Origin of the sequence: Billgrantia pellis (genome assembly GCF_008297955.1) — a bacterium.
Taxonomy (GTDB): Bacteria; Pseudomonadota; Gammaproteobacteria; order Pseudomonadales; family Halomonadaceae; genus Halomonas; species Halomonas pellis.
This window is the reverse complement of the sequence record NZ_VTPY01000009.1, coordinates 1-26,125: the sequence shown is the minus strand read 5'-3', so window position 1 is coordinate 26,125 and position 26,125 is coordinate 1. Positions and strand designations below refer to the sequence as shown.

General features: G+C 65.7%; 24 protein-coding genes and 1 pseudogene. 20 read left to right on the top strand and 5 right to left on the bottom strand.

What is annotated here, in order from left to right; all coding sequences use genetic code 11:
* Nucleotides 1-34 precede the first annotated feature (34 nt).
* From mdlC to F0A17_RS19775, 4 genes are all read left to right on the top strand, one after another.
* Entirely contained in the window at nt 35-1,615 is a 1,581-nt protein-coding gene (gene mdlC / locus F0A17_RS19790) for a benzoylformate decarboxylase (protein ID WP_149330097.1), read from the top strand.
* Between the two features lie 42 nt (nt 1,616-1,657).
* Nucleotides 1,658-2,677, top strand: a complete 1,020-nt coding sequence (locus tag F0A17_RS19785) for a TRAP transporter substrate-binding protein (protein WP_149330096.1) — start codon at nt 1,658-1,660, stop codon at nt 2,675-2,677.
* A 255-nt stretch (nt 2,678-2,932) separates the two neighbouring features.
* Entirely contained in the window at nt 2,933-4,384 is a 1,452-nt protein-coding gene (locus F0A17_RS19780) for an aldehyde dehydrogenase (protein ID WP_149330095.1), read from the top strand.
* 126 nt (nt 4,385-4,510) lie between these two features.
* A complete protein-coding gene (locus F0A17_RS19775; protein WP_149330094.1) occupies nt 4,511-5,134 on the top strand; it encodes a glutathione S-transferase family protein in 624 nt (207 codons plus the stop codon).
* Between the two features lie 111 nt (nt 5,135-5,245).
* On the opposite strand, the gene F0A17_RS19770 is transcribed toward F0A17_RS19775, so the two are convergent.
* Nucleotides 5,246-6,151, bottom strand: a complete 906-nt coding sequence (locus F0A17_RS19770; RefSeq protein WP_149330093.1) for a LysR family transcriptional regulator — start codon at nt 6,149-6,151, stop codon at nt 5,246-5,248.
* Between the two features lie 204 nt (nt 6,152-6,355).
* Here F0A17_RS19770 and salA point away from each other — a divergent pair, with 204 nt between their 5' ends.
* The 4 genes from salA to F0A17_RS19750 all read left to right on the top strand — a co-directional run bounded on the left by salA (nt 6,356) and on the right by F0A17_RS19750 (nt 10,890).
* Nucleotides 6,356-7,660: a salicylate 1-monooxygenase gene (gene salA / locus F0A17_RS19765; protein ID WP_149330092.1), complete on the top strand. Its 1,305-nt coding sequence runs from the start codon at nt 6,356-6,358 to the stop codon at nt 7,658-7,660.
* Nucleotides 7,661-8,051: 391 nt separating this feature from the next.
* Complete coding sequence (locus F0A17_RS19760; RefSeq protein WP_149330091.1) at nt 8,052-9,080, top strand: TRAP transporter substrate-binding protein; 1,029 nt, start codon at nt 8,052-8,054, stop codon at nt 9,078-9,080.
* 3 nt (nt 9,081-9,083) lie between these two features.
* Nucleotides 9,084-9,611 (top strand): TRAP transporter small permease subunit, encoded by a 528-nt coding sequence (locus F0A17_RS19755; RefSeq protein ID WP_149330090.1) that lies wholly within the window; start codon nt 9,084-9,086, stop codon nt 9,609-9,611.
* Entirely contained in the window at nt 9,601-10,890 is a 1,290-nt protein-coding gene (locus F0A17_RS19750) for a TRAP transporter large permease (protein ID WP_149330089.1), read from the top strand. The genes F0A17_RS19755 and F0A17_RS19750 overlap by 11 nt, the downstream gene beginning before the upstream one ends.
* A gap of 56 nt (nt 10,891-10,946) precedes the next feature.
* On the opposite strand, the gene F0A17_RS19745 is transcribed toward F0A17_RS19750, so the two are convergent.
* Nucleotides 10,947-11,858 (bottom strand): helix-turn-helix domain-containing protein, encoded by a 912-nt coding sequence (locus F0A17_RS19745; RefSeq protein ID WP_149330088.1) that lies wholly within the window; start codon nt 11,856-11,858, stop codon nt 10,947-10,949.
* 138 nt (nt 11,859-11,996) lie between these two features.
* Here F0A17_RS19745 and pobA point away from each other — a divergent pair, with 138 nt between their 5' ends.
* From pobA to F0A17_RS19725, 3 genes are all read left to right on the top strand, one after another.
* Nucleotides 11,997-13,181, top strand: coding sequence for a 4-hydroxybenzoate 3-monooxygenase (gene pobA / locus F0A17_RS19740; RefSeq protein WP_149330087.1), 1,185 nt, complete (start codon nt 11,997-11,999; stop codon nt 13,179-13,181).
* A gap of 241 nt (nt 13,182-13,422) precedes the next feature.
* The gene (locus F0A17_RS19730) at nt 13,423-14,292 is read left to right on the top strand and encodes an enoyl-CoA hydratase/isomerase family protein (RefSeq protein ID WP_187774749.1); all 870 of its coding nucleotides are present in this window, start codon (nt 13,423-13,425) and stop codon (nt 14,290-14,292) included.
* A 32-nt stretch (nt 14,293-14,324) separates the two neighbouring features.
* Nucleotides 14,325-14,951 carry a class I SAM-dependent methyltransferase gene (locus F0A17_RS19725; RefSeq protein WP_223111583.1) on the top strand — a complete coding sequence of 209 codons (627 nt, stop codon included), beginning with the start codon at nt 14,325-14,327 and terminating at the stop codon, nt 14,949-14,951.
* Here F0A17_RS19725 and F0A17_RS19720 read toward each other — a convergent pair.
* Nucleotides 14,948-15,850, bottom strand: a complete 903-nt coding sequence (locus F0A17_RS19720) for a LysR family transcriptional regulator (RefSeq protein WP_149330085.1) — start codon at nt 15,848-15,850, stop codon at nt 14,948-14,950. The genes F0A17_RS19725 and F0A17_RS19720 overlap by 4 nt on opposite strands.
* Before the next feature lie 102 nt (nt 15,851-15,952).
* On the opposite strand from F0A17_RS19720, the gene F0A17_RS19715 reads away from it, so the two are divergent.
* The 9 genes from F0A17_RS19715 (at nt 15,953) to F0A17_RS19675 (ending at nt 24,898) form a co-directional block, all read left to right on the top strand.
* Nucleotides 15,953-17,071 (top strand): muconate cycloisomerase family protein, encoded by a 1,119-nt coding sequence (locus F0A17_RS19715; RefSeq protein WP_149330084.1) that lies wholly within the window; start codon nt 15,953-15,955, stop codon nt 17,069-17,071.
* 15 nt (nt 17,072-17,086) lie between these two features.
* Nucleotides 17,087-17,377, top strand: a complete 291-nt coding sequence (catC, locus tag F0A17_RS19710) for a muconolactone Delta-isomerase (RefSeq protein WP_149330083.1) — start codon at nt 17,087-17,089, stop codon at nt 17,375-17,377.
* 54 nt (nt 17,378-17,431) lie between these two features.
* On the top strand, nt 17,432-18,400 hold the full coding sequence (gene catA, locus F0A17_RS19705; RefSeq protein ID WP_149330082.1) for a catechol 1,2-dioxygenase: 969 nt from the start codon (nt 17,432-17,434) through the stop codon (nt 18,398-18,400).
* A 112-nt stretch (nt 18,401-18,512) separates the two neighbouring features.
* Entirely contained in the window at nt 18,513-19,895 is a 1,383-nt protein-coding gene (locus F0A17_RS19700) for a Rieske 2Fe-2S domain-containing protein (RefSeq protein WP_149330081.1), read from the top strand.
* A gap of 10 nt (nt 19,896-19,905) precedes the next feature.
* The gene (benB, locus tag F0A17_RS19695) at nt 19,906-20,397 is read left to right on the top strand and encodes a benzoate 1,2-dioxygenase small subunit (RefSeq protein ID WP_149330080.1); all 492 of its coding nucleotides are present in this window, start codon (nt 19,906-19,908) and stop codon (nt 20,395-20,397) included.
* Nucleotides 20,398-20,428: 31 nt separating this feature from the next.
* Entirely contained in the window at nt 20,429-21,469 is a 1,041-nt protein-coding gene (gene benC / locus F0A17_RS19690) for a benzoate 1,2-dioxygenase electron transfer component BenC (protein ID WP_149330079.1), read from the top strand.
* Entirely contained in the window at nt 21,466-22,242 is a 777-nt protein-coding gene (benD, locus tag F0A17_RS19685; protein ID WP_149330078.1) for a benzoate diol dehydrogenase BenD, read from the top strand. Before benC ends, benD begins: the two co-directional genes overlap by 4 nt.
* Before the next feature lie 70 nt (nt 22,243-22,312).
* Nucleotides 22,313-23,566, top strand: a complete 1,254-nt coding sequence (locus F0A17_RS19680; RefSeq protein WP_149330077.1) for a benzoate/H(+) symporter BenE family transporter — start codon at nt 22,313-22,315, stop codon at nt 23,564-23,566.
* A gap of 114 nt (nt 23,567-23,680) precedes the next feature.
* Nucleotides 23,681-24,898: a benzoate/H(+) symporter BenE family transporter gene (locus tag F0A17_RS19675; RefSeq protein WP_149330076.1), complete on the top strand. Its 1,218-nt coding sequence runs from the start codon at nt 23,681-23,683 to the stop codon at nt 24,896-24,898.
* Between the two features lie 60 nt (nt 24,899-24,958).
* Here the strand turns inward: F0A17_RS19675 and gfa are convergent, their stop codons facing one another.
* A complete protein-coding gene (gene gfa / locus F0A17_RS19670) occupies nt 24,959-25,534 on the bottom strand; it encodes an S-(hydroxymethyl)glutathione synthase (RefSeq protein ID WP_149330075.1) in 576 nt (191 codons plus the stop codon).
* 391 nt (nt 25,535-25,925) lie between these two features.
* Nucleotides 25,926-26,125 (bottom strand): annotated as a pseudogene (locus F0A17_RS19665) (S-(hydroxymethyl)glutathione dehydrogenase); the annotation flags it as partial.

The window sequence follows — 26,125 nt, the reverse complement described above, 5'->3', positions numbered from 1 at the left end:
AAGGCACGTACCGCACAAGAATAAGGAATCGAGCATGCCGAGCGTTCACGCCGTCACCTATTCGCTCCTGCGCCGCCAGGGCATCACCACCGTTTTCGGCAATCCCGGCTCCAACGAGCTGCCCTTTCTCAAGGGCTTCCCCGAGGATTTTCGCTACGTGCTGGGGCTGCACGAAGGCGTGGTGGCCGGCATGGCCGACGGCTACGCGCTGGCCAGCGGGCGGCCCGCATTCGTCAATCTGCACGCCGCGGCGGGTACCGGCAACGCCATGGGGGCGCTGACCAACGCCTGGTATTCGCATTCGCCGCTGGTGATTACCGCCGGGCAGCAGGCGCGCTCGATGATCGGCGTGGAGTCGATGCTGGCCAACGTGGAGGCGCCGCAGTTGCCCAAGCCGCTGGTCAAGTGGAGCTATGAGCCCGCCTGCCCCGAGGATGTACCCCGTGCGCTGAGCCAGGCGATCCATAGCGCCACGCTGCCGCCGCGAGGGCCGGTCTACGTTTCGATTCCTCACGACGATTGGGATCGCGAAGCGGGCGAGGACGCCGCGCTGGTGATCGAGCGCGAGATCGACCACGCCGGGGTGCCTTCACCCGCGCAGCTCGAGCGGCTGGCGCAGCGGCTCAACGCCGCCGACAACCCGGTGCTGGTGCTGGGGCCCGAGGTCGACGCCCACCAGGCCAACGGGCTGGCCGTGGAACTGGCCGAACGCTTGAGTATGCCGGTGTGGGTGGCGCCTTCCGCCTCGCGCTGCCCGTTTCCCAATCGGCACCCCTGCTTTCGCGGCGTGCTGCCGGCGGCCATTGCCGGCATCGCCGCGCAGTTGGAGGGGCACGACCTGGTCGTGGTGGTCGGTGCCCCGGTGTTCCGCTATCACAAGTACGCGCCGGGGCGTTACTTGCCCGAGGGGGCGCGGCTGGTGCACGTGACCGGAGATGCCAACGAGGCGGCCCGCGCCCCCATGGGCGATGCCTTGGTGGGCGACGTGCACGCCATCCTCAAGGCGCTGCTGCCGCACATCGCGCCGAGCGAGCGGGCCATGCCCGAGCCGTTGCCCAAGCCGGCAGCAGCAGAGGATGCCGAGGGGCGCCTGGCCCCGGCGAACGTGTTCGATACCCTCGATGCGCTGGCGCCGGAGGACGCCATCTACGTCAAGGAGTCGACCTCGACGGTGGAAATCTTCTGGGAGCGTGTCGGCATGCGTGAGCCCGGCAGCTACTTCTTTCCCGCCGCGGGCGGGCTCGGTTTCGGCCTGTCGGCGGCGCTGGGCGTGCAGCTCGCCCAGCCGCAGCGCCAAGTGGTCGGCGTGATCGGCGACGGCTCGGCCAGCTACGCCATCACCGCGCTGTGGAGCGCCGCGCAGTACCGGATTCCGGCGGTGCTGATCATCCTCAGGAACGATACCTACGGTGCCCTGCGCGGCTTCGCCCGGCACATGGCGGTCGACGATGCCCCCGGGCTCGACGTGCCGGGCATCGACTTCTGCGCCCTGGCCCGCGGCTACGGGGTCGAGGCGCGCCTGGCCGACTCCCGCGAGGCCTTGAAGGCTGCCTTGCAGGAAGGCTTTGCGATGGACCGGCCGCTGCTGATCGAGGTGCCGACCCTGCCCACCTGAGCCCCATCACCTAACCACTACAACGACAAAGAGGACACCGATATGAAACACGCCATTTCACGCCTGCTGCTCGCCACTTCCGCGCTGGGGTTGTGCGCCTCGGTCGGCGCACAAACCACCCTGCGCATGGCGCATCTGTGGCCGGAGGGCTCGGCGGTCAACCAGGAGATCTACCGGGCCTGGGCGGAGCGGGTAGAGCAGGATTCGGGCGGCGAACTCAAGGTCGAGATCTACCCCTCGCAGACCTTGAGCAAGGCCGACCAGGCCTATGACGCGGCGGTCAACGGCATCGCCGATATCGCCGTCACGCTGCAGGGCTACACCGCCGGGCGTTTCCCGCTCACCGAGATCGTGCAGCTGCCCGGCATCGTCAACAGCGCCTCCCAGGGCGCGTGCATCCTGCAGACGCTCTACGATGAGGGCGACATCGCCGGGGAGTACAACGATACCCGCGTGCTGTTCCTGTTCACCACTGGACCGGCTTACCTGCATACCCGCGATACCGAGATCCGGACGCCGACCGACCTCGAAGGGCTGCGCATCCGCCGCCCCAGCGAGGTGGCCGGCGAGATGCTCGCCAGCATGGGCGCCCAGCCGCTGGGCATGCCGGCGCCGGACATCTTCACCTCGCTGCAGCGTGGGGTGATGGATGGCCTGAGCTTCCCGTGGGAGGCGATGAAGGTGTTTCGCATCAACGAGCTGACGAAGTATCACCTGCAGGTGCCGTACTACGCCGGTGCCATCGTGGCGACGATGAGCCAGGCAAGCTACGAGCGCCTCTCCCCCGAGATGCAGGCAGTAATCGACGAGAACAGCGGCATGGAATGGGCCCAGCAGGCGGGGCGGGTCTTCGACGCGCTGGACGAGGCAGGTCGCGAGGAAGCCGTGGCCCAGGGCGACACCATCCACGTCGTGGAGGACCCGCTCAACGACCCCGACTGGGCCGAGCCGCTCAACCAGGGCACCGAGAACTACCTCGAGCGGCTCGAGGAGCGTGGCCTGGATGAGGCCCGCGGTATCTACGAGAAAGCCATGGGCCTGCGCGAGCAGTGCGAGGCGTAAGTGCTAGGCTCTGTCAGAAAAATGCCTGCGCTCGGCCATACGGCGTTAAAAATCGGCTCAAAATACTCATTTACAGCTCGACAACTCCATTATTTCATCATTTTTGCTTTGCGACCCACAGGGATGTGGGAAGTGCGTTGGCCCGTAGGGAACGGGCCTAGCCCTGGCCATCGCTCGTCGACTTTCAGACAGAACCTAATATCAGGCCTACCGGTTTCCACCAAGACACTTCGCTAGAACAACACGGAGCACGCCATGAATACCCTGGACCTGCTGATCGGCGGCCAATCCCGGCCCGCCCACGAATCCGCCACCTTCGAGCGCGCCAACCCTTTTACTGGCCAGGCCACGACCACGGCGGCGGCCGCTTCGGTTGCGGACGCCAATGCCGCAGCGGATGCCGCGGGGAAGGCCTTCGAGGCCTGGTCGCAGAGCGGCCCCGGCGAGCGGCGAATGAAGCTGCTCAAGGCCGCCGAGCTGATGGAAGTGCGCCAGGCCGAGTTCGTCGAGCGCATGGTCGACGAGACCGGCGCCACGCCGGCCTGGGCCGGCTTCAACGTGATGGTGGCCGCTGGCATGCTGCGCGAGGCGGCGTCGCTGACCACCCAGATCCAGGGCGACGTGATCCCTTCCAACGTGCCCGACAATCTGGCCATGGGCGTGCGGGTGCCCTGCGGCGTGGTGGTCGGCATTGCACCGTGGAACGCGCCGATCATCCTCGGCACCCGGGCCGTGGCCACGCCGCTGGCGTGCGGCAACACGGTGATTCTCAAGGCCTCGGAGCAGTGCCCGGCGACCCACCACCTGATCGGCGAGGTGCTGGTCGAGGCGGGGCTCGGCGAGGGCGTGGTCAACGTGATCACCAACGCCCCGGCCGATGCGCCCGAGGTGGTCGAGGCGCTGATCGCGCATCCTCAAGTCGCTCGGATCAACTTCACCGGCTCCACCGCGGTGGGGCGCATCATTGCCGAGAAGGCGGCACGCCACCTCAAGCCGGTGCTGCTGGAACTGGGCGGCAAGGCGCCGTTCCTGGTGCTGGACGACGCCGACCTGGACGCCGCCGTGGACGCGGCGATCTTCGGTGCCTTCTTCAACCAGGGGCAGATCTGCATGTCCACCGAGCGACTGATCGTCGATGCCTCGGTGGCCGACGCCTTCGTCGACAAGCTGGCCGCGCGTGCCGCGGCGCTCAAGGCCGGCGACCCGCGGGGAGAGGGCAATGCGCTGGGCACCCTGATCGGTGCCGAAGCGGGCGAGAAGCTCAATGCTCTACTCGACGATGCCGAGAGCCACGGGGCGCGGCTCGCCAGTGGCGGCAAGGCGGAAGGCGTGGTCATGCCGGCCACGGTGGTGGATGGCGTGACGCCGCAAATGCGCCTCTATAGTGAGGAGTCCTTCGGGCCGGTGGTAGCAGTGATGCGCGTCGAGGGCGAGGAGGAAGCCGTCCGCGTGGCCAACGACAGCGAGTACGGCCTCTCGGCGGCGGTGTTCAGTCGCGATACGGCACGTGGAATCAAGGTGGCCGGGAAGATCCGCTCGGGCATCTGCCACATCAACGCCCCCACGGTGCACGACGAGCCGCAAATGCCCTTCGGCGGCACCAGGTCGAGCGGCTACGGGCGCTTCGGCGGCAAGGCGGGCATCGAGGCGTTCACCGAGCTGCGCTGGATCACGGTGCAACTGGGGCCGCGGCACTATCCGATCTAGCTGCATCATCTAGCGTCATCTGATTCGGCCCCCCACAGCCCGCTATGTCGATTCTCTGGATACTCGCTCGACGGGTTCAGGAGACGAGATATAGCGGTTATCTGAAAATTGACGGAGCTGGAAACGATGAAACTCTACGGAACGCCCCCGACTCGTGCTCTGCGTGTCATCTGGTTGTTCAACGAACTGGGCCTGGAGTATGAAATGCTCCCGGTGAACCTCATGGGAGGCGAGCACCTTCAACCAGACTTCCTTGCCCTCAACCGTGCCGGCAAGGTCCCTGTGTTGGTCGACGGTAGCCGCGTGATCACCGAATCGGCCGCGATCCAACTCTACCTAGCCGAGAAATTTCCCCAGGCGGGCCTCATCCCAGAAGCGATAGAGGAGAGAGCTCAAATGTATCGCTGGATGTTCTTTCTGGTGACCGAGATCGAGCAGCCGCTGTGGCGCATCGCGCGCCACACGTTCATCTACCCGGAAGAGAAGCGGCTGCCTCAGGATGCCGACCAGGCGAGGCAGGAATGCGAGGAGATGGTGGCCGTGCTTGAGCGTCACATGAAGGAACGCGAGTTCATGGTTGGCGACCGACTTAGCGTGGCTGACTTCAACGCCGCCTATACCCTCGATTGGGCGCACGAAGAGAAGATGCTCGACGCCGCACCGCGGTTGAGAGAGTACCGGAAGGTGATGTCTTCCCGTCCCACGGCGCCGCCGACCATTGCCGAGGCGTTCGCGGCGATGGAGAGCTAGATCGTTCTCGGTAAGCGGCGCATGAAACTGTTCGCCGGGACTGGACGTTGGTGTGACCACGGTAAGGCGGCTCTGCCACGAGGAGTCCTTCGGTCTGGTGTCGGTAATGCGTCATTCGGAGAACATTTCGAAGAGCAAGCCGCGCAGCCAGCGGCTGCCGGCATCCTGATGAAAACGTCGATGCCAGAAAAGGTTGATGGGAATCTCGGGAAAGGGCACGGGATGCTCTCGCATTGCCAATTGGAACCGCTCCTGGGTCACCTCGGCCAGTTTGTCGGTGACGGTTACCACCAAGTCGGTGCTGCTGACGATATAGGGTACCGCCGCGAAGTGGGGCAACTGGAGCCTGACCGGCCGACTGATGCCTGACCGGGCCAGTTGCTCCTCCACGATGCCATGGCCGGTTCCGCGGGCCACCACCACGGCATGCTGGGCAGCGCTGAAAGCCTCCAGATCGAAACGCCCCTCTGCCAGGGGATGATCCGCTCTCATCAGGCAGACATAGCGCTGCACGAAGAGCCGCTGCTGAAAGAAGCCGGCGCCGAGCTGGGGAATCAGGCCGATGGCCAGGTCGATTCTTCCCTCCTCCATCTCTCGTTTCAGGTCCTCGTTTTGACTGCGCACCGTGCTCAGGGCGATGCCCGGTGCCTCCCGGGCCAGGCGTTCGAGCAGGCGAGGCAGAAAGACGATCTCGCCGATGTCGGTCATGGCGACGTTGAAGGTGCGCTTGCTCACGGCTGGATTGAAGTCATCCGGCCGGTTGAGGGTTTCCTGCAACTGGGCGAGAGCCTGAGCGATGGAGGGGTGTAGTCGGGTAGCCAGCGGTGTCGGCATCAAACCTCTGGAGGTGCGCTCGAAGAGTTCGTCGCCGAGCAGGGTGCGCAACCGCTTCAGGGCGTGGCTGACCGCGGGCTGGGTAATGCCGAGGTGCAGCGCCGCGCGTTGGGTGTTCCGCTCCTGGTAGAGGAGGTCGAAGACCACCAGCAGATTTACGTCGATCTCCGACAGCTTGAGCATGGCGTTTTCGTCGTCAAGGGGCGTTTCGGTTCGTTCCTGGCACTCGACAAACGTCGAGTCTCGACAGGCGGGCAATCACCCAGGCACTTGTTTTATGGACTTATTAGTCGCGCTTATGCCGTGAATGCAGATGGCTGTGTGGTCACCGATGGGCAGCGCGCCTAGCGTGAGCGTACATCCTAACCAGTCCACGGGAGCACGACCATGGTACCCATCCCCCAACAAGAACGCCTTTCCATCGGCATCGTCGGCGGCGGCATTGGCGGCGTTGCCTTTGCCGTGGCCCTCTCGCGGGTCCCTGGCCTCGACGTCCAGCTTTTCGAGGCCGCACCGCAGTTCTCCGAGATTGGCGCCGGCGTCTCCTTCGGGCCCAACGCGGTGCGGGCCATACAACGGCTCGGCCTGGAGCGTTCGTACCGTCGCATCGCCGACGCCTCTCCGGCCCCCTATGAGGACGTCTGGTTCGAATGGAGGCGCTGGCAGGACGACGCCTACCTGACCGCCACTCTAGCGCCAGGCTGCGGTCAGTCCTCGGTGCACCGGGCCGACTTTCTGGATGCCATCGTCGCCAACCTGCCCGAAGGAATCGCCCACTTCGGCAAGCGCTGTATCGAGGTGCAGCAAGATGATAACCGCGCGACGGCGCGCTTTGATGACGGGACCTCCTTCACTGGCGATATCTTGATCGGCTTCGACGGGATCAAGTCGGCAGTGCGCGAGCACGTGCTGCCGCCGGCGCAGTATGGCGACCTCGGCCCGTTCTGGAGCGGCACCTATGCCTATCGCGGCATGATACCCACCACGCGGCTGGAGGCGGCGCTGGAGGCCAGGGGGGCCGACAAGCGCCTGGCGCTGGTGCCGCAGATGTACCTCGGTCCCGACCGTCACCTCCTGACTTTCCCGGTGAAGCAGTCCGAACTGATCAACGTGGTGGCTTTCATCACCGACCGCTCCACGCCCAATCCCCGGCTGCCCGAGGGCGAGGAGTGGGTAAAAGCCGTGACCCAACAGGAAATGTTGGAAGTCTTTGCGGGCTGGGGTACCGCCTCTCAGGCCATTCTCGCCTGTATTCCCGAGCCGACGCGCTGGGCGCTGCATGAGCTGCCGGAATTGCCTCGCTATCACTTCGAGCGGGTATTGATCGTGGGGGATGCGGCCCATGCCATGGTGCCCCACCAAGGGGCAGGCGCGGGTCAGGCGCTGGAAGACGCCTACGTGCTGGCCAGCCTGCTTACTGATCAGGCCTGCACCCGACAAAACGTACAGCAGGTCCTGGCGGCCTTCGAGAGCGTTCGCCTCGAGCGCACCTGCAAGGTACAGCGCACCTCCCACCAGGCAGGAGATCTCTACGAGTACAGCGCGCCAGGGATTGGCGACGACGAGGCGCGCCTCGCCATCGACCTGGAGACCCGTTTCGACTGGCTTTGGAACCACGACCCGCAGGACGACGTGGCCGCGGCCAGAGTACGACTGGGGTGGGAAACCGGCTCGCTGACTGCCTCTGCCTGATGCGCTCAAGCTGACATAGCACTCTATGCATCACCCTAGAAATTCGCAATGGAGCCGCCCAATGACGCTCGAGTTTTTCGACACCCCCGGCGCACATCCACTACTTCATCTCGGCGATACTGATTACCGGCGCCTCCTTCTGGGCGCTCGTGCCCGGCGTTTCGGTTTCGTTGATGTCGATCTTCGAAAAGTCCAAGAAGTCGAATCGATAATCCTGATAAGAGAAGGGCTTTTATCGGCAACCGTACGGGACGGAGAAAAATCCTCGAAATCTAGACTAATGTCGATTATCTGGACCAGGGTGAGTGGGGTAGTTTAGCTATTATCCCGAACGTAAATTCGGATGACGAACAATTAAAAAGTCCATAATAACGATTTCCGGAGGCATCCCATGAACCGCAACCTGTCCCGCTGCCTGTTGGCCGCTTCCATCGCCAGTCTCACCGTTGCCTCGGCACAAGCCGCGACCACCCTGCGCATGGCCCACTTCTGGCCGGGGGCATCGGGCATCAATCAGGATATCTTCGAGGCTTGGGCTGACACCATCGAGGAGGAGTCCGGCGGCGAGCTGCGCGTCGAGATGTTCCCCTCCGGCACCTTGGCCAAGCCCGACGCCATCTACGAAGCGGTAGGCAACGGCATCGCCGATATCGGCGCCACGGCACAGGGCTACACCGCCGGTCGTTTCCCCTTATCCCAGATCGTCGAGCTGCCCGGCGTGGCGGCCACCGCCACCCAGGGTGCCTGTGTGCTCCAGACCCTTTACGACGAGGGCCACCTCGACGAGGAGTATGCCGATACGCGGCCGCTGTTCATGTTCACTACCGGACCGGGCGGGATCCACACCGTCGATACCGATGTACAGGTGCCTTCCGATCTCGAGGGCCTGCGTATTCGTCGCCCCACCGCGGTCGCCGGCGAGATGCTCGAGAACATGGGCGCCAATCCCGTGGGCATGCCGGCGCCGGAAATCTATACCGCTATGCAGCGTGGCGTGGTCGACGGCCTGAGCTTCCCGTGGGAGGGACTCAAGGGCTTCCGCATCAACGAGCTGGTGAATTATCACACCGAGGTGCCGTTCTACACGTTGATCTTCGTGGCCACCATGAGCCAGCGTACCTATGACGGTCTGAGCCCCGAGCAGCAGGCCGTGATCGACGCCAACTCCGGCATGAAGTGGGCGGAGAACGCCGGCGCTGTCTTCGACCGTCTCGACGTGGAAGGCAAGCAGGAGGCCAGGGACGCCGGCCACACCATCCGCGAGATCGAAAACCCGCTGGAGGATCCGGACTGGCAGGCACCGCTCCAGGAAGGCATCGAGAGCTACTTGGCTGACGTCGAGGAGCGCGGCCTCCCGGCTCGTGAGGTCTACGAGGCGGCGCTTGCCGCCAGCGAGTCCTGCGCGGCCGATCAGGGGTAAGCCATGCGGGCTTTCCTCGAACGGGCCAGCCACTGGCTGGCCCTGGCCTGTCGCATCGTCGCCGGCATCGCCCTGCTGGCGCTGCTGACGGTGACCATTGCCGATGTCGGCACCCGCTACCTCTATCGCCTCACCGAGGGGACCGTCGCCCTGCGTGTCTCCGGTAGCGTGGAGCTGGTGAGCTACCTGATGCTCTGCGCGCTGCTGGCCGCCATGGCGGCCAACGTGGAGCGCAGCCAGGTGGTGGTGGAGGCCTTCTCCCATGGTCTCGCGCCCGCCATCAAGCACCGTTTGCATGGCGTCTATCTGCTGGGCTTCGCGGCGCTCGGCTTGGTGCTCTTCCTCGGTCTGCTCGATTCGGCCGCGTCGGCGACCCGTCACGGCGAGGTCACCCAGGACCTGCGCCTGCCCATGGGCCCCATCTACCAGGCGGCCGCGGCGCTCAGCCTGTTGCTCGGCGTGCGTAGTCTGATCCATGCGCTGCTCGGCGCGCTCTTCGGCGCCGAACAGGAGGTGTCCCATGGGGAGTGAAACGATCGGCGCCATCGGTCTCGGCATGCTGCTGGTGCTGATGGTGCTGCGCGTGCCGGTGGCATTGACCATGCTGATCGTCGGGGTGGTGGGCTTTGCTCAGGTCATCAGCTGGGAGGCGGCAATCGCCCAGGTGAAGACCGTACCGGTGGAAGTGCTCTCCAACTACAGCTTCAGCGCCGTGCCCATGTTCATTCTGATGGGCGTGCTGGCGGCGCACTCCGGCATGGCCGGCAAGCTATTCCACTCCACCCGGGTAATTTGCGGCGGCTGGAAGGGCGGCCTGGCAATCGCCGCGGTGGGCTCGTGCGGCATCTTCTCGGCGATTTCCGGTTCATCGCTGGCCACCGCCAGCACCATGACCCGAGTCGCGCTGCCGGAGATGGAGCGCTACGGCTACCACCGGGGACTCGCCACCGGCGCCCTGGCCGCCGGCGGCACGCTCGGCATCATGATCCCGCCTTCCATCGCGCTGCTGATCTACGCCATCCTCACCGAGCAGTCGGTGGGCGACATGTTCATGGCCGGCCTGGTGCCGGGGCTGATGGGGCTGGTGATGTACGCGCTCACGGTCAGCGTGGTGATGCGTCTGCGCCCCTCGCTGGCGGTAGCCGGCGAGCCCACGCCGTGGAAGGAGAAGCTGCTGTCGATGGGCGGACTGGTGCCCTTCTTCGCGGTGTTCCTGGTGATGATCCTGGGCATCTACTTCGGCGCCTTTACCCCCACCGAGGGGGCCAGCGTCGGCGCGTTCGCCACGCTGCTCTATGCCCTGGCCAAGGGCATGCGCCGGCGCGGGTTGTGGCAGAGCGTGCAGGAGACCTTGGCGCTTTCCGCGGTGGTGTTCTTCATGCTGGTGGGGGCCGAGACGCTGGGCTACTTCATCTCGGTGTCGCGCATCTCGTTCTCGATCAGCGACTTTCTCTACGGCGCGGATCTCACCCCGATGCTGGTGGTGTTGTGCATTCTGCTGCTCTATTTCGTGCTGGGCATGTTCATGGACTCCATCGCCATGCTGGTGATCACCGTGCCGGTGGTGTACCCGATCATCCAGTCGCTGGGCATCGATCCGGTATGGTTCGGCATCATCACGGTGCTGACCGTGGAGCTGGGGCTGATCACACCGCCGGTGGGCATGAACGTGTTCGTGATCAAGGCGATGGCACCCCACGTGGGACTGGGCGAGATCTTCCGTGGCGTGGCGCCGTTCATCGTCTCGGACTTCATCCGCTTGGCGGTGCTGGTGGCCTTCCCCGTGCTGACGACGCTGTTCCTGATCTGAGCGCGTCGACACTCATCACGCCCCCGGCTCAGCTCGCCTGACCGGGGGCGTCGTGCTTACGTGGTTGCGCCCGTGTGCTGTCGCAAGCGGAAGTCCCGCGGCGCAAGGCCGGTGTTGCGCTTGAAGAAGCGGGTGAAGTAGGCCGGCTCGGAGAAGCCCAGGCTGTCGGCGACCTGGCTGACGGTCATGTTGGTGTAGGTGAGCTGGCGCTTGGCTTCCAGCAGCAGGCGCTCATGCAACAGCTGCAGCGCGCTGCGGTCGGCCAGGCGGCGGCATAGGGCGTTGAGGTGGGCGCTGCTCATGCCGAGCTGCTCGGCAAACCGCTCGATGCGGGGCTGGTGGCGATATTGCGCCTCGATCAAAGCCTGGAAACTCGCCAGGTGCTCGTGACCCCGGTCGCGCTGGCGTGGCCCCGGGGCGGTGCCGGGCGGGGCGTGCGGCATGGCCAGCCGGGAGAGTTCGATCGTCAAGGACTGGACCAGCGCCTCCAGCATGCGGTCGCGCCCCGGCGCGGGCTGACGGTACTCGGCATCGATCTGTTCCACCAAGGTAGCCAGACGGCGGGCCTTTCGCGGTTGCGCGAGACGATGACAGTCGGCGTGCCGAAGCACGCCGGCCCATTCCCCGAGGCGTTGACCGAGCTGCTCGGCCAGCGGCTGGGCCAGGGTGACGACATGCCCCTCGATATCTTGCGAGAAGCGGAAACCGTGAATGGTCATGGCCGGTACGACGATTGCGAGCGGCCCCCGCAGGGTCTGACGGGTGCCCTCCAGTTCCAGCTCGACCTGACCGCCGGCCACGTGCAGGACGTGCACCAGATCGGCGTGTCGATGGGGGCGGATATGCCAATCGTGCAGCCGGCTGCGCTCGGGTATCGACTCGCAGTGCAGCAGGTCCGGTGTCGGCCAGTGGCGGGTTTCGCCATAGAGCTTGAAGACAGGTACCTGGGAAGGGTGGGCAACGCTCATGACAGCCTCGTCGAGGTTCGACCAAAGTCGGCAGGGAAAATGCCGAAAGTCCAATTATTCCGGCCAATCATGCCTTATTTCACCGCCTGGTTCATTGAAAAATACAAGTTAAATGAGCGTAGCGCATGAGAGGATGCCATGAAGACCCAGGTTGCGATCATCGGTGCCGGCCCCTCCGGGTTGCTGCTCGGCCAGCTGCTGAGCCGCCAGGGCATCGACAACGTCATTCTCGAGCGCAAGAGCGGTGAGTACGTGCTCAGCCGCATCCGTGCCGGCGTATTGGAGCAGGGGATGGTCGATCTGCTGCGCGAGGCCGGTGTCGACAAGCGCATGAACGCGGAGGGCCATCCGCACAGCGGCGTTGAACTCGCCTTCGACAACCGTCGCGTGCGGGTCGATCTGGCCGGGTTGACCGGCGGCAAGACGGTGATGGTCTACGGCCAGACCGAGGTGACCCGCGACCTGATGGCGGCGCGCGAGACCAGCGGCGGCACGACAGTCTACGAGGCCGACAACGTCCGGCCTCACGCTCTCGGGACCGATCACCCCTACGTCACCTTCGACAAGAACGGCGAGACGCTGCGCCTCGACTGCGACTACGTGGCCGGCTGCGACGGCTTCCATGGCGTGTCGCGCCAATCGATCCCCGCCGATCGCCTCAAGGTGTTCGAGAAGCTCTACCCGTTTGGCTGGCTCGGCGTGCTCTCCGATACGCCGCCGGTGTCGGACGAGTTGATTTACGCCCGCCACACGCGCGGCTTCGCCCTGTGCAGCATGCGCTCGCCGACGCGCAGCCGTTACTACGTCCAGGTGCCGCTCGACGAGGAGGTCGAGAAGTGGACCGACGAGCGCTTCTGGGAGGAGCTCAAGCGGCGCCTACCGGAAGAGGTGGCGGCCAGGCTGGCCACCGGCCCTTCGATCGAGAAGAGCATCGCGCCGCTGCGCAGCTTCGTGGTCGAACCCATGCAGCACGGCCGCCTGTTCCTGGTGGGCGATGCCGCGCATATCGTGCCGCCCACCGGCGCCAAGGGGCTCAACCTGGCGGCGAGCGACGTGAACACGCTCTACCGGCTGCTGGTCAAGGTCTATCATGAAGATCGCACCGATTTGATCCCCCGCTATTCGCAGACCTGTCTCAAGCGCATCTGGAAGGCCGAGCGCTTCTCCTGGTGGATGACCTCGCTGCTGCACAAGTTCTCCGACGAGGAGGACTTCGAGACCCGCATGCAGCAGGCCGAACTCGACTATCTCACCTCCTCCGAGGCAGGTCTGACGACCATTGCCGAGAACTACGTCGGCCTGCCCTACGAATCCCTCGAGTAACGACGCCACCGTCGTACTTCGCCCGGGCATCGCTAATCGCCCGGGCTTTTTTGCGTTTGCGGCGCTCAGAGCCACGAAACGTGGCGATGCTCGCCACCGGCTCGCGCTCGGTGATGAAGCGGTTCCCCGGCGCCTCGGGGGGCTCATGGCTCAGGACGATGGCGCACTGCACCGGTACGTGACAAGCTCTTGTCATGTGCCGCGGCGCCTGTCGCCAACCCATCACACAGCGAGACGACCCATGAGCCGAGCCGTGACCCTGATCCGTGAGGGCGGCTGTGCACGGATCACCCTGTTCAATCCGCCGGTCAATGCCCTGAGCCGGCGGCTTCGTCGGGAGCTGTTCGCGGCACTGTGCGATGCCGAGGGCGACGACGCAGTCGAATGGATATTGCTGAGAGCGGGCGGGCGCTGCTTTTCCGCCGGCGCGGACATGGGTGAACTCGATCGGCTCCATGAGGCTCCGTCATTGCCCGAGCTGACCCGCGCTATCGAGAGCGGCCCCAAGCCCTGCGTGGCCTGGCTGCACGGGGCGGTGCTCGGCGGAGGGCTGGAACTGGCCATGGCCTGCGACTATCGAATCGGCCCGCCCGAGCTGCGCCTGGGGCTGCCGCAGATCGCCCTGGGGCTGATTCCCTGCGCCGGCGGCACCCAGCGCCTGCCCCGGTTGGTGGGGTTGGCCGCCGCGCTGCGGCTGTTGCTGTCCGGTGACACCATCGGTGCCGGCGAAGCGCAGCGGCTCGGGTTGATCGACCGCATCGCACCGCGCCTGCACGCGGAAGCAGAGCAGCAGCAGGAAGCGTGGAAGCAGGCAGCGCATGGCGTGCGTCGTACTCGTGATCGACGCATCAGGGTGCCGGTGGCCGACGTGGCGGGCTGGCTCGACGTCCAGTATCGGGCCCTGCCCCAGGAAGAGCGGGACAACCCGGCCTGCAACCGGATGCTCGCGGCGTTGCGGGCCGCCGTATACGAACCCTTCGATGAGGGGCTGCGGCGCGAATGGGCCTTGCATCTGGAGTGTCTGGAATCGCCGGAGCATCGGGACAGGGTCGAAGCGCGCCTTGCCGCGGGGCAGGGCGGGCGGCGGTGCGCCGTGCCGAAGGCGTCTTGATCGGCCGGCCTCCCTTTTGCTGAAATGCGCCCATGATCCGAAGCCTGATCTACGACACCCTCATCCTGCGGCTCACCGCGCGCTGGTACGCCGAGGTGCTGAATCGGCTGCCCGATGAGGCCAAGCTGCTCGACGTGGGCATCGGCACGGGCGGCGCGCTGCTGGCCAATGCCGAGGCGGCGAAACGCAAGGGGCTGCGCATCACCGGCATCGACATCGATGCCGACTACGTCGCGCGGGCCCGCAAGCGTCTACGGGATTCCTCACTGGCAGAGCATGTCTCGGTCCGTCTCGAATCCCTCTACGATCACGAAGATGCCCCCTACGATGCGGTCTACTTCTCCGCCAGCTTCATGCTCCTGCCGGAGCCCGAGCGGGCGCTGCGCCACTGCCGTACGCTGCTGAAACCCGATGGCCGTCTTTTCTTCACCCAGACCTTCCAGCAACGCCCTTCTCGCGGCATGGAGCGGCTCAAGCCCATGCTCAAGCGGCTCACCAGCATCGATTTCGGCCGTGTGACCTACGAGGAAGCGTTCAAGTCGCAGCTCGACGCCGCCGGCCTGGCGCTGGAGGAGTTCACGCTGCTGTCACAGCACGGCGGCCGGGCGTCGTGCCTGGCCGTGGCGCAACCCCGCGACCGTCCCTTTCGCACCGACTAGGGATAACGCCCGCTGCGGCGGTTCTCCACCAACACCTCGAGAATGGCGTTGGCCTCCTGCATGATCGGCGAGGGCGCTTCCCCCTTGCGCCGGCTGCAGATCACCGGCGAGGTCAGCCCCGGGTCGGCGAGGTAGACGTAGACGATGCCGTCGCGGCGGACGCGCTTGACCTGCTCCGGCACCAGGGTAATGCCGATTTCCGAGGCGACCAACGCCAGCGCCGTCTGCAGCTCGTTGGCTTCCTGGGCCACGGTGACTTTGAGCCCGCGACGACGAAACAGTCCCAGTGTCATGTCGGCCAGGCTGGGGCGCGGCTGGGCCGGAAACAGTACCAGGGGATATTCGGCGAGCTGGGCCAGCGTCGGCGTGGTCTCGGCCAGCGGATGACCTTCGGGCAGGGCGGCCATCAGCGGCTCGTCGAACAGGTTTTCCTGCTCAACGTCGGGATCGTCAATACGCATGCGGCCGAAACCCATATCGATGCGCCCGCTCTTGAGCGCTTGCACCTGCTGCACCGTGGTCAGCTCCGCCAGTACCAACTCGACGTTATCCTTTTGTCGTAACTCGCGCACCAGCAGGGGCAATTGCCCGTAAAACACCGAGGGAACGAAGCCGATGCCGAACATCACGCGCTTGCTGCGGGCCAGGCGCTGGGTGGCGGCCACGGTGGCGTCGATCTTCTCCAGTATCTGCAGAGTATGCTCATGAAAGAACTGGCCCGCTGGCGTCAGGCGCAGCCCACGCGCGCTCCTCTCGAACAGCTCGGCGCCTATCTCACCTTCCAGCTGCTTGATTTGGCGAGATAAAGGCGGCTGTGCCATGTGCAGCTTGGCCGCCGACCGGGTCAGGTTCAGCTCCTCCGCCACCACGCAGAAGTAGCGCAGATGTCGCAGCTCCATGATACCTCCTGGGTATGGCTCTGGACCTAAACGATATTGGTTCGGCCGCGTTGGGGCAATCAGACTGCCACGGTATCGAAACACCGAACTGCCGGAGCGCGCATGTCATCTGTCATCGAGTCCATCGAAACGCTGCTGGTCGATCTGCCGACCATCCGCCCCCACAAGCTCTCCATGACCACTATGGCTTGCCAGACGCTGGTCATCGTGCGCCTGCGCGACTCCGACGGGATTGAGGGCCTGGGCGAAGGCACCACCATCGGCGGGCTCGCCTACGGCCCCGAGAGCCCCGAAAGCATCAAGCGCAACATCGACACGTATCTGGCACCGCTGCTGATTGGCCAGCCGGCGGGTGCTGTTGCCGCGCTGCGCAGCCGCCTCGACCGTCATGCCCGCGGCAATGCCATCGCCAAGTCGGCACTGGAAACCGCGCTACTCGATGCCCAGGGCAAGCGTTTGGGGCTGCCGATGGCCCAGCTGCTCGGCGGCGCGCACCACGACCACCTGCCGGTGTTGTGGACCTTGGCCAGCGGCGACACCGGCCGCGACATCGACGAAGCCTTCCAGCGCTTGGAGCAGCGCCGTCACTGTGACTTCAAGCTCAAGATCGGTGCCAACGCCGTGGATGACGACGTGCGCCACGTTGCCGCGATCAAGGAGGCGCTGGGCGAGCGGGCAAGCGTGCGGGTCGACGTCAACCAGGCCTGGGACGAGAGCTCCGCCGTGCGCGGCATCGCCGCGCTGCAAGCCGCGGGTATCGACCTGATCGAGCAGCCGATTCCCGCCCGCGAGCATGCCGGCCTGGTGCGCCTGGCCAGCCGCTTCGAGGTGCCGATGCTGGCCGACGAGGCGGTGGCCGACGCCCGCGACGGCTTTGCGCTGGCCGCGGCCGGCTTCAACGGCGCCTACGCGTTGAAGATCGCCAAGGCCGGCGGCCCGCGTGGTGCCCTGGCGCTGGCGCAGGTCGCCCAGGCGGCCGGCATCGGTCTCTACGGCGGCACCTTGTTGGAGGGCTCCATCGGCACCGCGGCCTCGCTGCACGCCTGGGCCACGCTGCCCGAGCTGGCCTGGGGCAGCGAAATGTTCGGCCCGCTGCTGCTCAAGGACGATATCGTCGCCGAGCCGCTCGCCTACGGCGAGTTCGGCGTCGAGTTGCCCACCGGGCCGGGGCTGGGAATCGCCCTGGATGAAGACAAGCTCGCCCACTTCACACGCAAGTAACCGGAGGTCTCACGCATGCTGTTTCAGGTGGAAATGACCGTCAAGCTGCCGCCAGAGATGCCGGCGGAACAGGCCGCCGAGATCAAGGCGCGCGAGAAGGAGTACGCCCAGGAGCTGCAGCGCCAGGGCAAGTGGCGCCATCTATGGCGGGTCGCCGGCAGCTACGCCAACGTCAGCATCTTCGACGTGCGCGACAACGCCGAGCTGCAGGAAATCGTCGCGGGCCTGCCGCTCTTCCCTTGGATGGAGATCGGCGTCAAGCCGCTGTGCCGCCATCCGTCATCCATCCGCGACGACGACAGCTGATCCGGCAGCCCACGCCAGCCCCGCGGGGCGACCAATGACAACGAGGAAAGACCCATGACCGTGAAGATCCATGACACCCCCGACGTGCAGAACTTTCTCAAGGCCGTGGCCGGCTTCGACGAGCAGGGCGGCAGCCACCGTGCCAAGCGGATCCTGCATCGCCTGCTCTCCGACGTATACCGCCTGATCGACGACTTCGATGTCAGTCCCGAGGAGTTCTGGTCGGCGGTGAGCTTGCTCAACGAGCTGGGCAAGGAGTCGCAGTTCGGCCTGCTGGCCCCGGGGCTCGGCTTCGATCACTACCTCGACATGCGCATGGACGCCGCCGACGAGCAGGCCGGCCTGACCGGCGGCACGCCGCGCACCATCGAAGGCCCGCTCTATGTGGCCGGCGCGCCGGTGAGCGAGGGCGAGGCGCGCATGGATGACGGCAGCGACGAAGGCGCCGAGGTCATGTGGCTGACCGGCCAGGTGCGCGACACCCAGGGCAAGCCGGTACCCGGCGCCCAAGTGGAGATCTGGCACGCCGACTCCAAGGGCAACTACTCGTTCTTCGATCCGTCGCAGTCGGACTATAACCTGCGCCGCACCATCCTCGCCGATGCCGAGGGTCGCTATCGTGCGCGCAGCATCATTCCTTCCGGCTACGGCGTGCCGGCCGGCAGCCCCACCGACCAGGTGCTCAAGCTGCTGGGTCGTCACGGCCAGCGCCCGGCGCACATCCACTTCTTCGTCTCCGCCCCGGGCCACCGTCATCTGACCACCCAGATCAACCTGGCCGGCGACGAATACACCTGGGACGATTTCGCCTTCGCCACCCGCGAGGAGCTGGTGGTCGATGCCACCCGCATCGAGGACGCCGGCGAGGCCGCCAAGCGCGGGCTCGAAGCGCCTTTCACCGAAGTGGTGTTCGACGTCGAGCTCGCGCCCACCGCCGACCCCGAGCGGCAGAGCCGCCACAAGCGCCCCCGGGCGCTGGAGGACGAGGCGGCACCGGCCAGGCGCGAGCCCGCCGAGGCCTGAGCGCCCGCTACCTGACGCCACCTGACTGACGACACGAAGCGAACCACCCGCCGGCGCCTGCCGGCGGGTAGGGGAGCCTCGACCCTGACAAGAGCCACGAGGAGTTGGAGCCATGACCGCACAGCTTGATCGTCTCGAGAAACGCGTTCGCGGCGCCGTCGTCGACGACGCCGAGAACGGCATCTTCCGCTGCCACCGCAGCATGTTCACCGATCCGGCCTTCTTCGAACTGGAGATGAAGCACATCTTCGAAGGCAACTGGCTGTTCCTGGCCCACGAGAGCCAGATCGCCGAGCCGGGCGACTACATGACCGTCACCATGGGGCGCCAGCCGGTGATCATCACTCGCGACAAGCAGGGTGAGCTGCACGCGCTGATCAACGCCTGCGCCCACCGCGGCGCGACCCTGTGCCGCAAGAAGCGCGGCAACAAGGGCACCTTCACCTGTCCGTTCCACGGCTGGTCGTTCAAGAACGACGGCAAGCTGCTCAAGGCCAAGAACGAGAAGACCGGCGCCTACCCCGAGGGCTTCAAGCAGGAGGGCTCCCACGACCTCAAGCGCGTGGCGCGCTTCGAGAGCTATCGCGGTTTCCTGTTCGGCAGCCTCAGTGCCGACGTTGCCCCGCTCACCGAGTACCTCGGCGAGACCACCAAGATCATCGACAACATCGTCGACCAGGCCCCGGAGGGCATCGAGATCCTGCGCGGCACCTCCTCCTACACCTTCAACGGCAACTGGAAGCTGGGTGCCGAGAACGGGGCCGACGGCTACCACGTCAGCACCGTGCACTGGAACTACGCCTCGACCATGGAACGGCGCAACTACGACGCCGGTGGCACCAAGGCGGTGGACGCCAACGGCTGGTCGAAGAGCATGGGCGGCTTCTACTCCTATGAGAACGGCCACATGATGCTATGGACCCGCCTGCTCAATCCCGAGGTGCGCCCGGTCTACTCCCAGCGCGAGCGCATCGAGCAGGAGCTCGGCGAGGCGCGGGCCGACTCCATCGTCAACCAGACCCGTAATCTCTGCCTCTACCCCAACGTCTACCTGATGGATCAGTTCTCCACTCAGATCCGGGTCATTCGGCCGATCGCCGTGGACAAGAGCGAGGTCACCATCTACTGCTTCGCGCCCAAGGGCGAGTCCGCCGAGAACCGCGCCCTGCGTATCCGCCAGTACGAGGATTTCTTCAACGTCAGCGGCATGGGCACGCCCGACGACCTGGAGGAGTTCCGCGCCTGCCAGAACGGCTACGCCGGGCTCGACGCCGAGTGGAACGATCTCTCGCGCGGGGCCAGGCAGTGGATCGAGGGCGCCGACGATAACGCCAAGGCCATCGACATGAAGCCGCTGCTCAGTGGCGCCTCGCCCGAGGACGAGGGGCTCTACGTGCTGCACCACAAGCACTGGGTCGAGGAGATGCTGCGCGCCATCGACAAGGAGCGCAGCCAATTCATCGCCACCACGCCCGTCGCAACAAGCGCATCCTGAGGAGGGCACCATGAGCATCGACTTTCTGGCCATCCAGGCCTTCGTACACCGTGAAGCTCGCCTGCTCGACGACCGCGAGTGGGACGAGTGGCTGACTTGCTACAGCAAGGACGTCGTTTTCTGGATGCCGGCCTGGGACGACGACGACCGGCTGACCGAGGACCCCCAGAGCGAGATTTCGCTGATTTATTACCCCAACCGCGAGGGGCTCGAGGACCGCGTCTACCGCATCAAGACCGAGCGCTCCGGCGCCACCAGCATTCCCGAGCCGCGCACCACCCACCAGGTCACCAACCTGGAGGTCCTCTCCCAGCAGGGCGACACGGTCGAGCTGCGTTTCAACTGGCACACCCTGAGCCATCGCTACCAGCAGACCAGCGCCTACTTCGGTACCTCGTTCTACACCTTGGACGTGTCCGGCGACGCGCCGCTGATCACCTACAAGAAGGTGGTGCTGAACAACGACTACATCCACCAGGTTATCGACATCTACCACATCTGAGCGACCTCGAGCCCGGTGGGAGGAGACGAGCATGAGCTACACCATAGCCCTCAACTTCGAAGACGGCGTGACCCGCTTCATCCGCTGCAAGGACGGCGAGACGGTGCTCGACGCCGCCTATCGTCACAAGGTCAACCTGCCGATGGACTGCTCCGACGGCGTCTGCGGCACCTGCAAGGGCACCTGCGAGCAGGGTGCGTTCGATCTGGGTGACGAGTACATCGACGAGGCGCTCTCCGACGAGGAGGTCGCCGAAGGTAAGGTGCTGACCTGCCAAATGGTGCCGTCATCCGACTGTGTGGTGCAGGTACCGGTGGCCTCGACCCTGTGCAAGACCGGCGTCGGTGAGTTCCCCGGTCGGGTCGCCGAGGTTTCGCGCCTCTCCGAGGATAGCTTCGAGCTGATCGTCGACCTGGAGGAGGGCGAGGATCTCGTCTTCCTGCCGGGCCAGTACGTCAACATCCAGGTACCGGGCAGCGACGAGACCCGCTCCTACTCGTTCAGCTCGCTGCCCGGCGAGCGGCGCGCCTCGTTCCTGATCCGCAACGTGCCGGACGGACTGATGAGCGGCTATCTCACCGGGACGGCGAAGCCCGAGGATGCGCTGACCCTGACCGGGCCCATGGGCAGCTTCTACCTGCGCGAAGTCGAGCGTCCCGTGCTGATGCTGGCCGGCGGCACCGGCCTGGCGCCGTTCCTGGCCATGCTTCGCCAGTTGCAGGCGCGCGGCTGCAACCAGCCGGTGCGCCTGCTCTACGGCGTCAACGTCGATGACCATCTGGTCAAGCTCGACGAGCTCGACGCCTTCGTCGAGGCGCTGCCCGACTTCGCCTACACCACAGTGGTGGCCGACGCGGCCAGCGGGCATCCGCGCAAGGGCTACGTGACCCACCACATGGCCCCCGAGCTGCTGCACGACGGCGAGGTCGACGTCTACCTGTGCGGGCCGCCGCCGATGGTCGATGCGGTGCTCGCTCACTTCCGCGAGCAGGGCATCGCCCCGGCCAGCTTCCACTACGAGAAGTTCACGCCGAGCCTGGCCCCGGAAGCGGCCAAGGAGGCGGTGGCATGAGCGCGCGTTTCGAGGGACAGACGCTAGTGATTACCGGTGCCGCCCAAGGCATCGGCCGGCGTGTCGCCGAGCGCGCCGGGGCCGAAGGCGCCCGGCTGGCGCTGGTGGATCGCGCCGAGCACGTCGATGCGGTGGCGGCCGAGCTGCGCGAGGCGGGCTTCGAGGCGATCGCTTTCAAGGCCGACCTGGAAACCTGGGAGGGCGCCGATGGCGTGATGCGCCAGGTCCAGGAGCACTACGGCCGAATCGATGTCGTGATCAACAACGTCGGCGGCACCATCTGGGCCCAGCCCTACGAGCATTATTCACCCGAGCAGATCGAGGCCGAGGTGCGTCGCTCGCTGTTCCCCACCCTGTGGTGCTGTCGCGCGGCGCTGCCCTACTTGCTGAAGAGCCGGGGCAACATCGTCAATGTCTCCTCGGTGGCCACTCGCGGCATCAATCGGGTGCCCTACGCCGCGGCCAAGGGCGGCGTCAACGCCATGACTGTGGCGCTGGCCTTCGAGTACGCCGAGCACGGCATTCGCGTCAACGCCACCGCCCCCGGCGGCACCGAGGCGCCGCCACGGATCACGCCGCGCAATACGGCCGAGCCCGGCGAGCGGGAGAAGGCGTGGTACCAGCAGCTCATCGACCAGACCAAGGCCACCAGCTTCATGGGGCGCTACGGCACCTTAGACGAGCAGGCCGGCCCGATCCTGTTCCTGGCCTCGCGCGAGGCCGGCTACATCACCGGCAGCGTGCTGCCGGTGGCAGGAGGTGATAGCGGCTGATTGGTCGTACGCAGCACGTTCCACTACTCGCGCCAACACTTCAATCATAAAAAATCCCCTGGAGCACAACGTGAAACATATCGAGAAGGGCGCCGGACTCACCACGGCGCCACGCGACTTCGTCCGTGACCTCAACGCCGACAACCTGAGTGCCGGCGTGGTGGCCGGGATCTTCGGCCTCAGCGCCGGTGTCATCCATATCAGCGCCGGCACCGCGGCGGGGCTTCCCCAGGAGTTCACCCTGTTGTGGGTGATCAGTTACCTGATGATCAACGGCCTGTTCGGGCTGTTCCTGCCGGCCTACTACCGGCTGCCGCTCCCCATGGCCAACTCGATTCCCGGCGCGCTGCTGTTCGCCGCCATCATTCCGGTGGTGGGACTCAACGAGGCGCTGGGCGCCACGCTGATGGCGGGAGCCATCGCACTGGTAGTGGGCCTGGCGGGGTGGATGAGCCTGGTCATGCGACTGATCCCGATGCCCATCGTGATGGGCATGGTGGCGGGCATACTGCTCAAGTTCGGCACCAACATGGTGATGCCGCTGCAGAATGCGCTGCTGCCGGCGTCGGTGATGATCCTTTCTTTCTTCTTCGCCGCGCGCTACCTGCGCCGGGTGCCGCCGCTAGTGGTCACGCTGCTGGTGGGCGTCGGCTACATGGCGCTCTCCGGCGCCGATTTCTCCAGCGTGACGCTTTCCTTCAAGCTGCCCGAGTTCATCATGCCCGCCTTTACCCTGGAGGCCTTCCTGGCCTACGGCCTACCGCTGGCGCTGATTCTCGTGGGCATGGAGACACCCGCCGGGGTGGGGCTGGTCAAAGGCATGGGCTACAAGAGCGCGCCGGCGAATGCGATTACTGCCCTCGGGGGCTTCGGTACCATGATCTCGGCCTTCTTCAACCTGCACAGCACCTGCATCGCCGCACCGATGACCGGGATCTGCTCAGGGCCGGAGGCCGGCAGTCACGACAAGCGCTGGGTGGCGGCGGTCATCGTTGGCATCATTTTTATCACGGCGGCGCCCTTCTACGGCTTCGTGTTCAGCCTGATCGAAGCCATGCCGAGCTACTTCATCGCCATCATCGCCGGGCTGGCACTGCTGCGGGTGATCGGCTCGGCGATGCACATGACCTTTTCCGGCAAGCACGAGGTGGGCGCGATGTTCTCCTTCCTGATTGCCGTATCGGGAATACAGATCTTGGGGGTCGGCTCGTCCTTCTGGGCGTTGGTGCTGGGGGCGGGGCTCTCCCTACTGGTGGAATTCAGGGACTTCGACTTCTCCCGTGAATCCGTCACCTCGCGCAGGGCTGCCGCTTCGGCGCGCTGAGGCCAGAAACCGTTAAGGCTGGTGGCTGGCCACCGGTTCGAAACGCCACTTGGCCCGCTGCCGATGACCTCGCTGCGGGCCTTTTTTGCCGATACCACCAAGACGAGGTGAAGCATGTCGTTGCGTCATGATGGGTCGCTGTCGGCCGTTACCGCCGGATTCGTGGCGGTGCTGATCTCCTATGCCGGCCCGCTGGCGATCTTCTTCCAGGCCGCGCAGAGCGCGGAGATTTCCACACAGATGATGAGCTCTTGGGTGTGGGCGATCTCCATCGGCGCCGCGCTATCGGGCATCGGCTTGAGCTTGTGGCTCAAGGTGCCCGTCGTGACCGCCTGGTCGGCGCCGGGCACGGCACTGCTGGTTACCCTGTTTCCCGAGCTGTCGCTGAACGAGGCGGTGGGGGCCTATCTCACCGCGGCGCTCATCGTCTTCGCAATCGGCGTGAGCGGTTCTTTCGACCGCATCATCGCGCTGATCCCGCCGGGCATCGCCGCGGCCATGATGGCCGGCATCCTGTTCCAGTTCGGTGTCGGCGTGTTCACCGCGCTGGAGGGCGCGCCGGCCTTGGCGCTGGGCATGTTGACGGCCTATCTGGTCTTCAAGCGGCTTTTCCCGCGCTACTTCCTGGTGCTGTTGCTGCTGGTGGGGATCGTGTTGGCGGTGCTGCTGGAAGGGGCCAGCCTGGCGGGCGTCTCGTGGCAACTGGCCTCGCCCGAGCCGATTCGCCCCGAGTGGACTCTGCATGCCACGCTGGGGCTGGCGATACCGCTGGCGTTGGTGAGTCTCACCGGCCAGTTCCTGCCGGGCATGGCGATCCTGCGCGGCGCCGGCTATGACATCCAGGCTCGCCCGATCCTCACTGTGACCAGCCTGGTGTCGATACCGATGGCGCTGTTCGGTGGCATCACCACGGTGGTGGCGGCCATCACCGCGGCGCTGTGCACCGGCAAGGCGGCTCATCCCGATCCCGACAAGCGCTACGTGGCCGGCGTGGCCAACGGCGTCTTTTACCTGTTCGGGGCGCTGTTCTCGGGCAGCATCGTGTTGCTGTTCGCCTCGCTGCCGGCGACTTTCGTCGCGCTGCTGGCAGGGCTGGCGCTGATCGGCGCCATCGCCGGCAACCTCGGCGCGGCCGCCGCCGAGAAGGAGCATCTCGAGGCGTCGATCATTACCTTTTTGGCTACCGCCTCGGGCATGAGCTTGTTCGGCCTGGGGTCGGCCTTTTGGGGCGTGGTGATCGGTTGCGCGGCCTACCTGGTTCTGCATCGGCCCTGGCGAGTGGAAAAGGAGCGAACGAGGCAGCGCCAGGCAGCGGGAACCGCCCGGCACTGAGCTGTCGGTATATAGGCACGGCGGACTATCTGCCGGTCCGCCGTGCGGCATATCGGCCTTTTACAGCCCCCCCTTCGACTTGGCGGTATGCGTGGCGATGGCATCCATCAGCGGCGGCGACAGACAGTCGTAGGGTGGCAGGCCGAGCTCCTTGAGCCGCGAGCGCACCGCATCCATGTTCTGCGGATCGGCGCCGGATTCGATGATGGACGAGACGAACGCGGCGAACTCGGGGCCGGCCCAGCCCTCGTCGCGGGAGAGTTCGGTATGGATGAAGTCCAGGCCATGGAACGGATGTTCGGTATTTTCGATGCGGCCATACATGTGTACACCACACTCCCTGCAGGCATGACGCTGGATGGCGGCAGTTGGGTCGACTACCTCGAGTTTCTCCTCGTGGGCGGTGACGCGCAGCTTGTCGCGAGGAACCACGGCGACCATCGAGAACAGCGCTCCTTCGGGCTTCCAGCACTTGGTGCAGCCGCAGACATGGTTGTGGGCGCATTGCGCGTCGACCGTCACTTCGACCTGGTCGCTGCTGCAATGGCAATACAGCTTGCCGCCAGTGAAACTGTCGTTGCCGCGTTTGACGCCGTCATCGACGGCAGGGTGGATGTGAACGCTGTGGTGGCTCATGGTGGATCGGCTCCCCGGTGTTGTCGTTGTCGAGGGGTTTGCTGCTGCGGAAGGCGGGGTACGGGGTGTGTTCGGCGTCGCCGTCGTGCGTGTCGCGGTGTGTCGGGTGGCGTTCGTGGTGGCCGGCTTGCCGCCTAACCAGCGCTGGAGGGTCTCCAACAGGCTCATGGGCTGACTCCTTGGCCCTACGAACAGGGCCGTTGCATCGTGGGACTTCCGGCGCGTGCCGGCGACTCGTTCGGTGCCGGACACGTCTCGGCCCCTTCGCGATTCGGGTGCGTATCGGGTCCTTCTCATGGCAATCGGACCCGGCGCCCTTCGCGTGTCCTGCGGTTTTAGGCGTGATGAAAAGCGGCGCCTGTGACTGGGCGCGGGTCCGGGCGCCTATCAATCAATAGTGCAGCACGGTGCGGATGCTCTTGCCCGCATGCAGCAGCTCGAACGCCTCGTTGATCCGCTCGAACGGCATATCGTGGGTAATGAACTCGTCGATCTTGATCTCGCCGTTCATGTAACGCTCCACGTAGCCGGGCAGCTCGCTGCGCCCCTTCACCCCACCGAACGCCGAGCCGCGCCACACGCGCCCCGTGA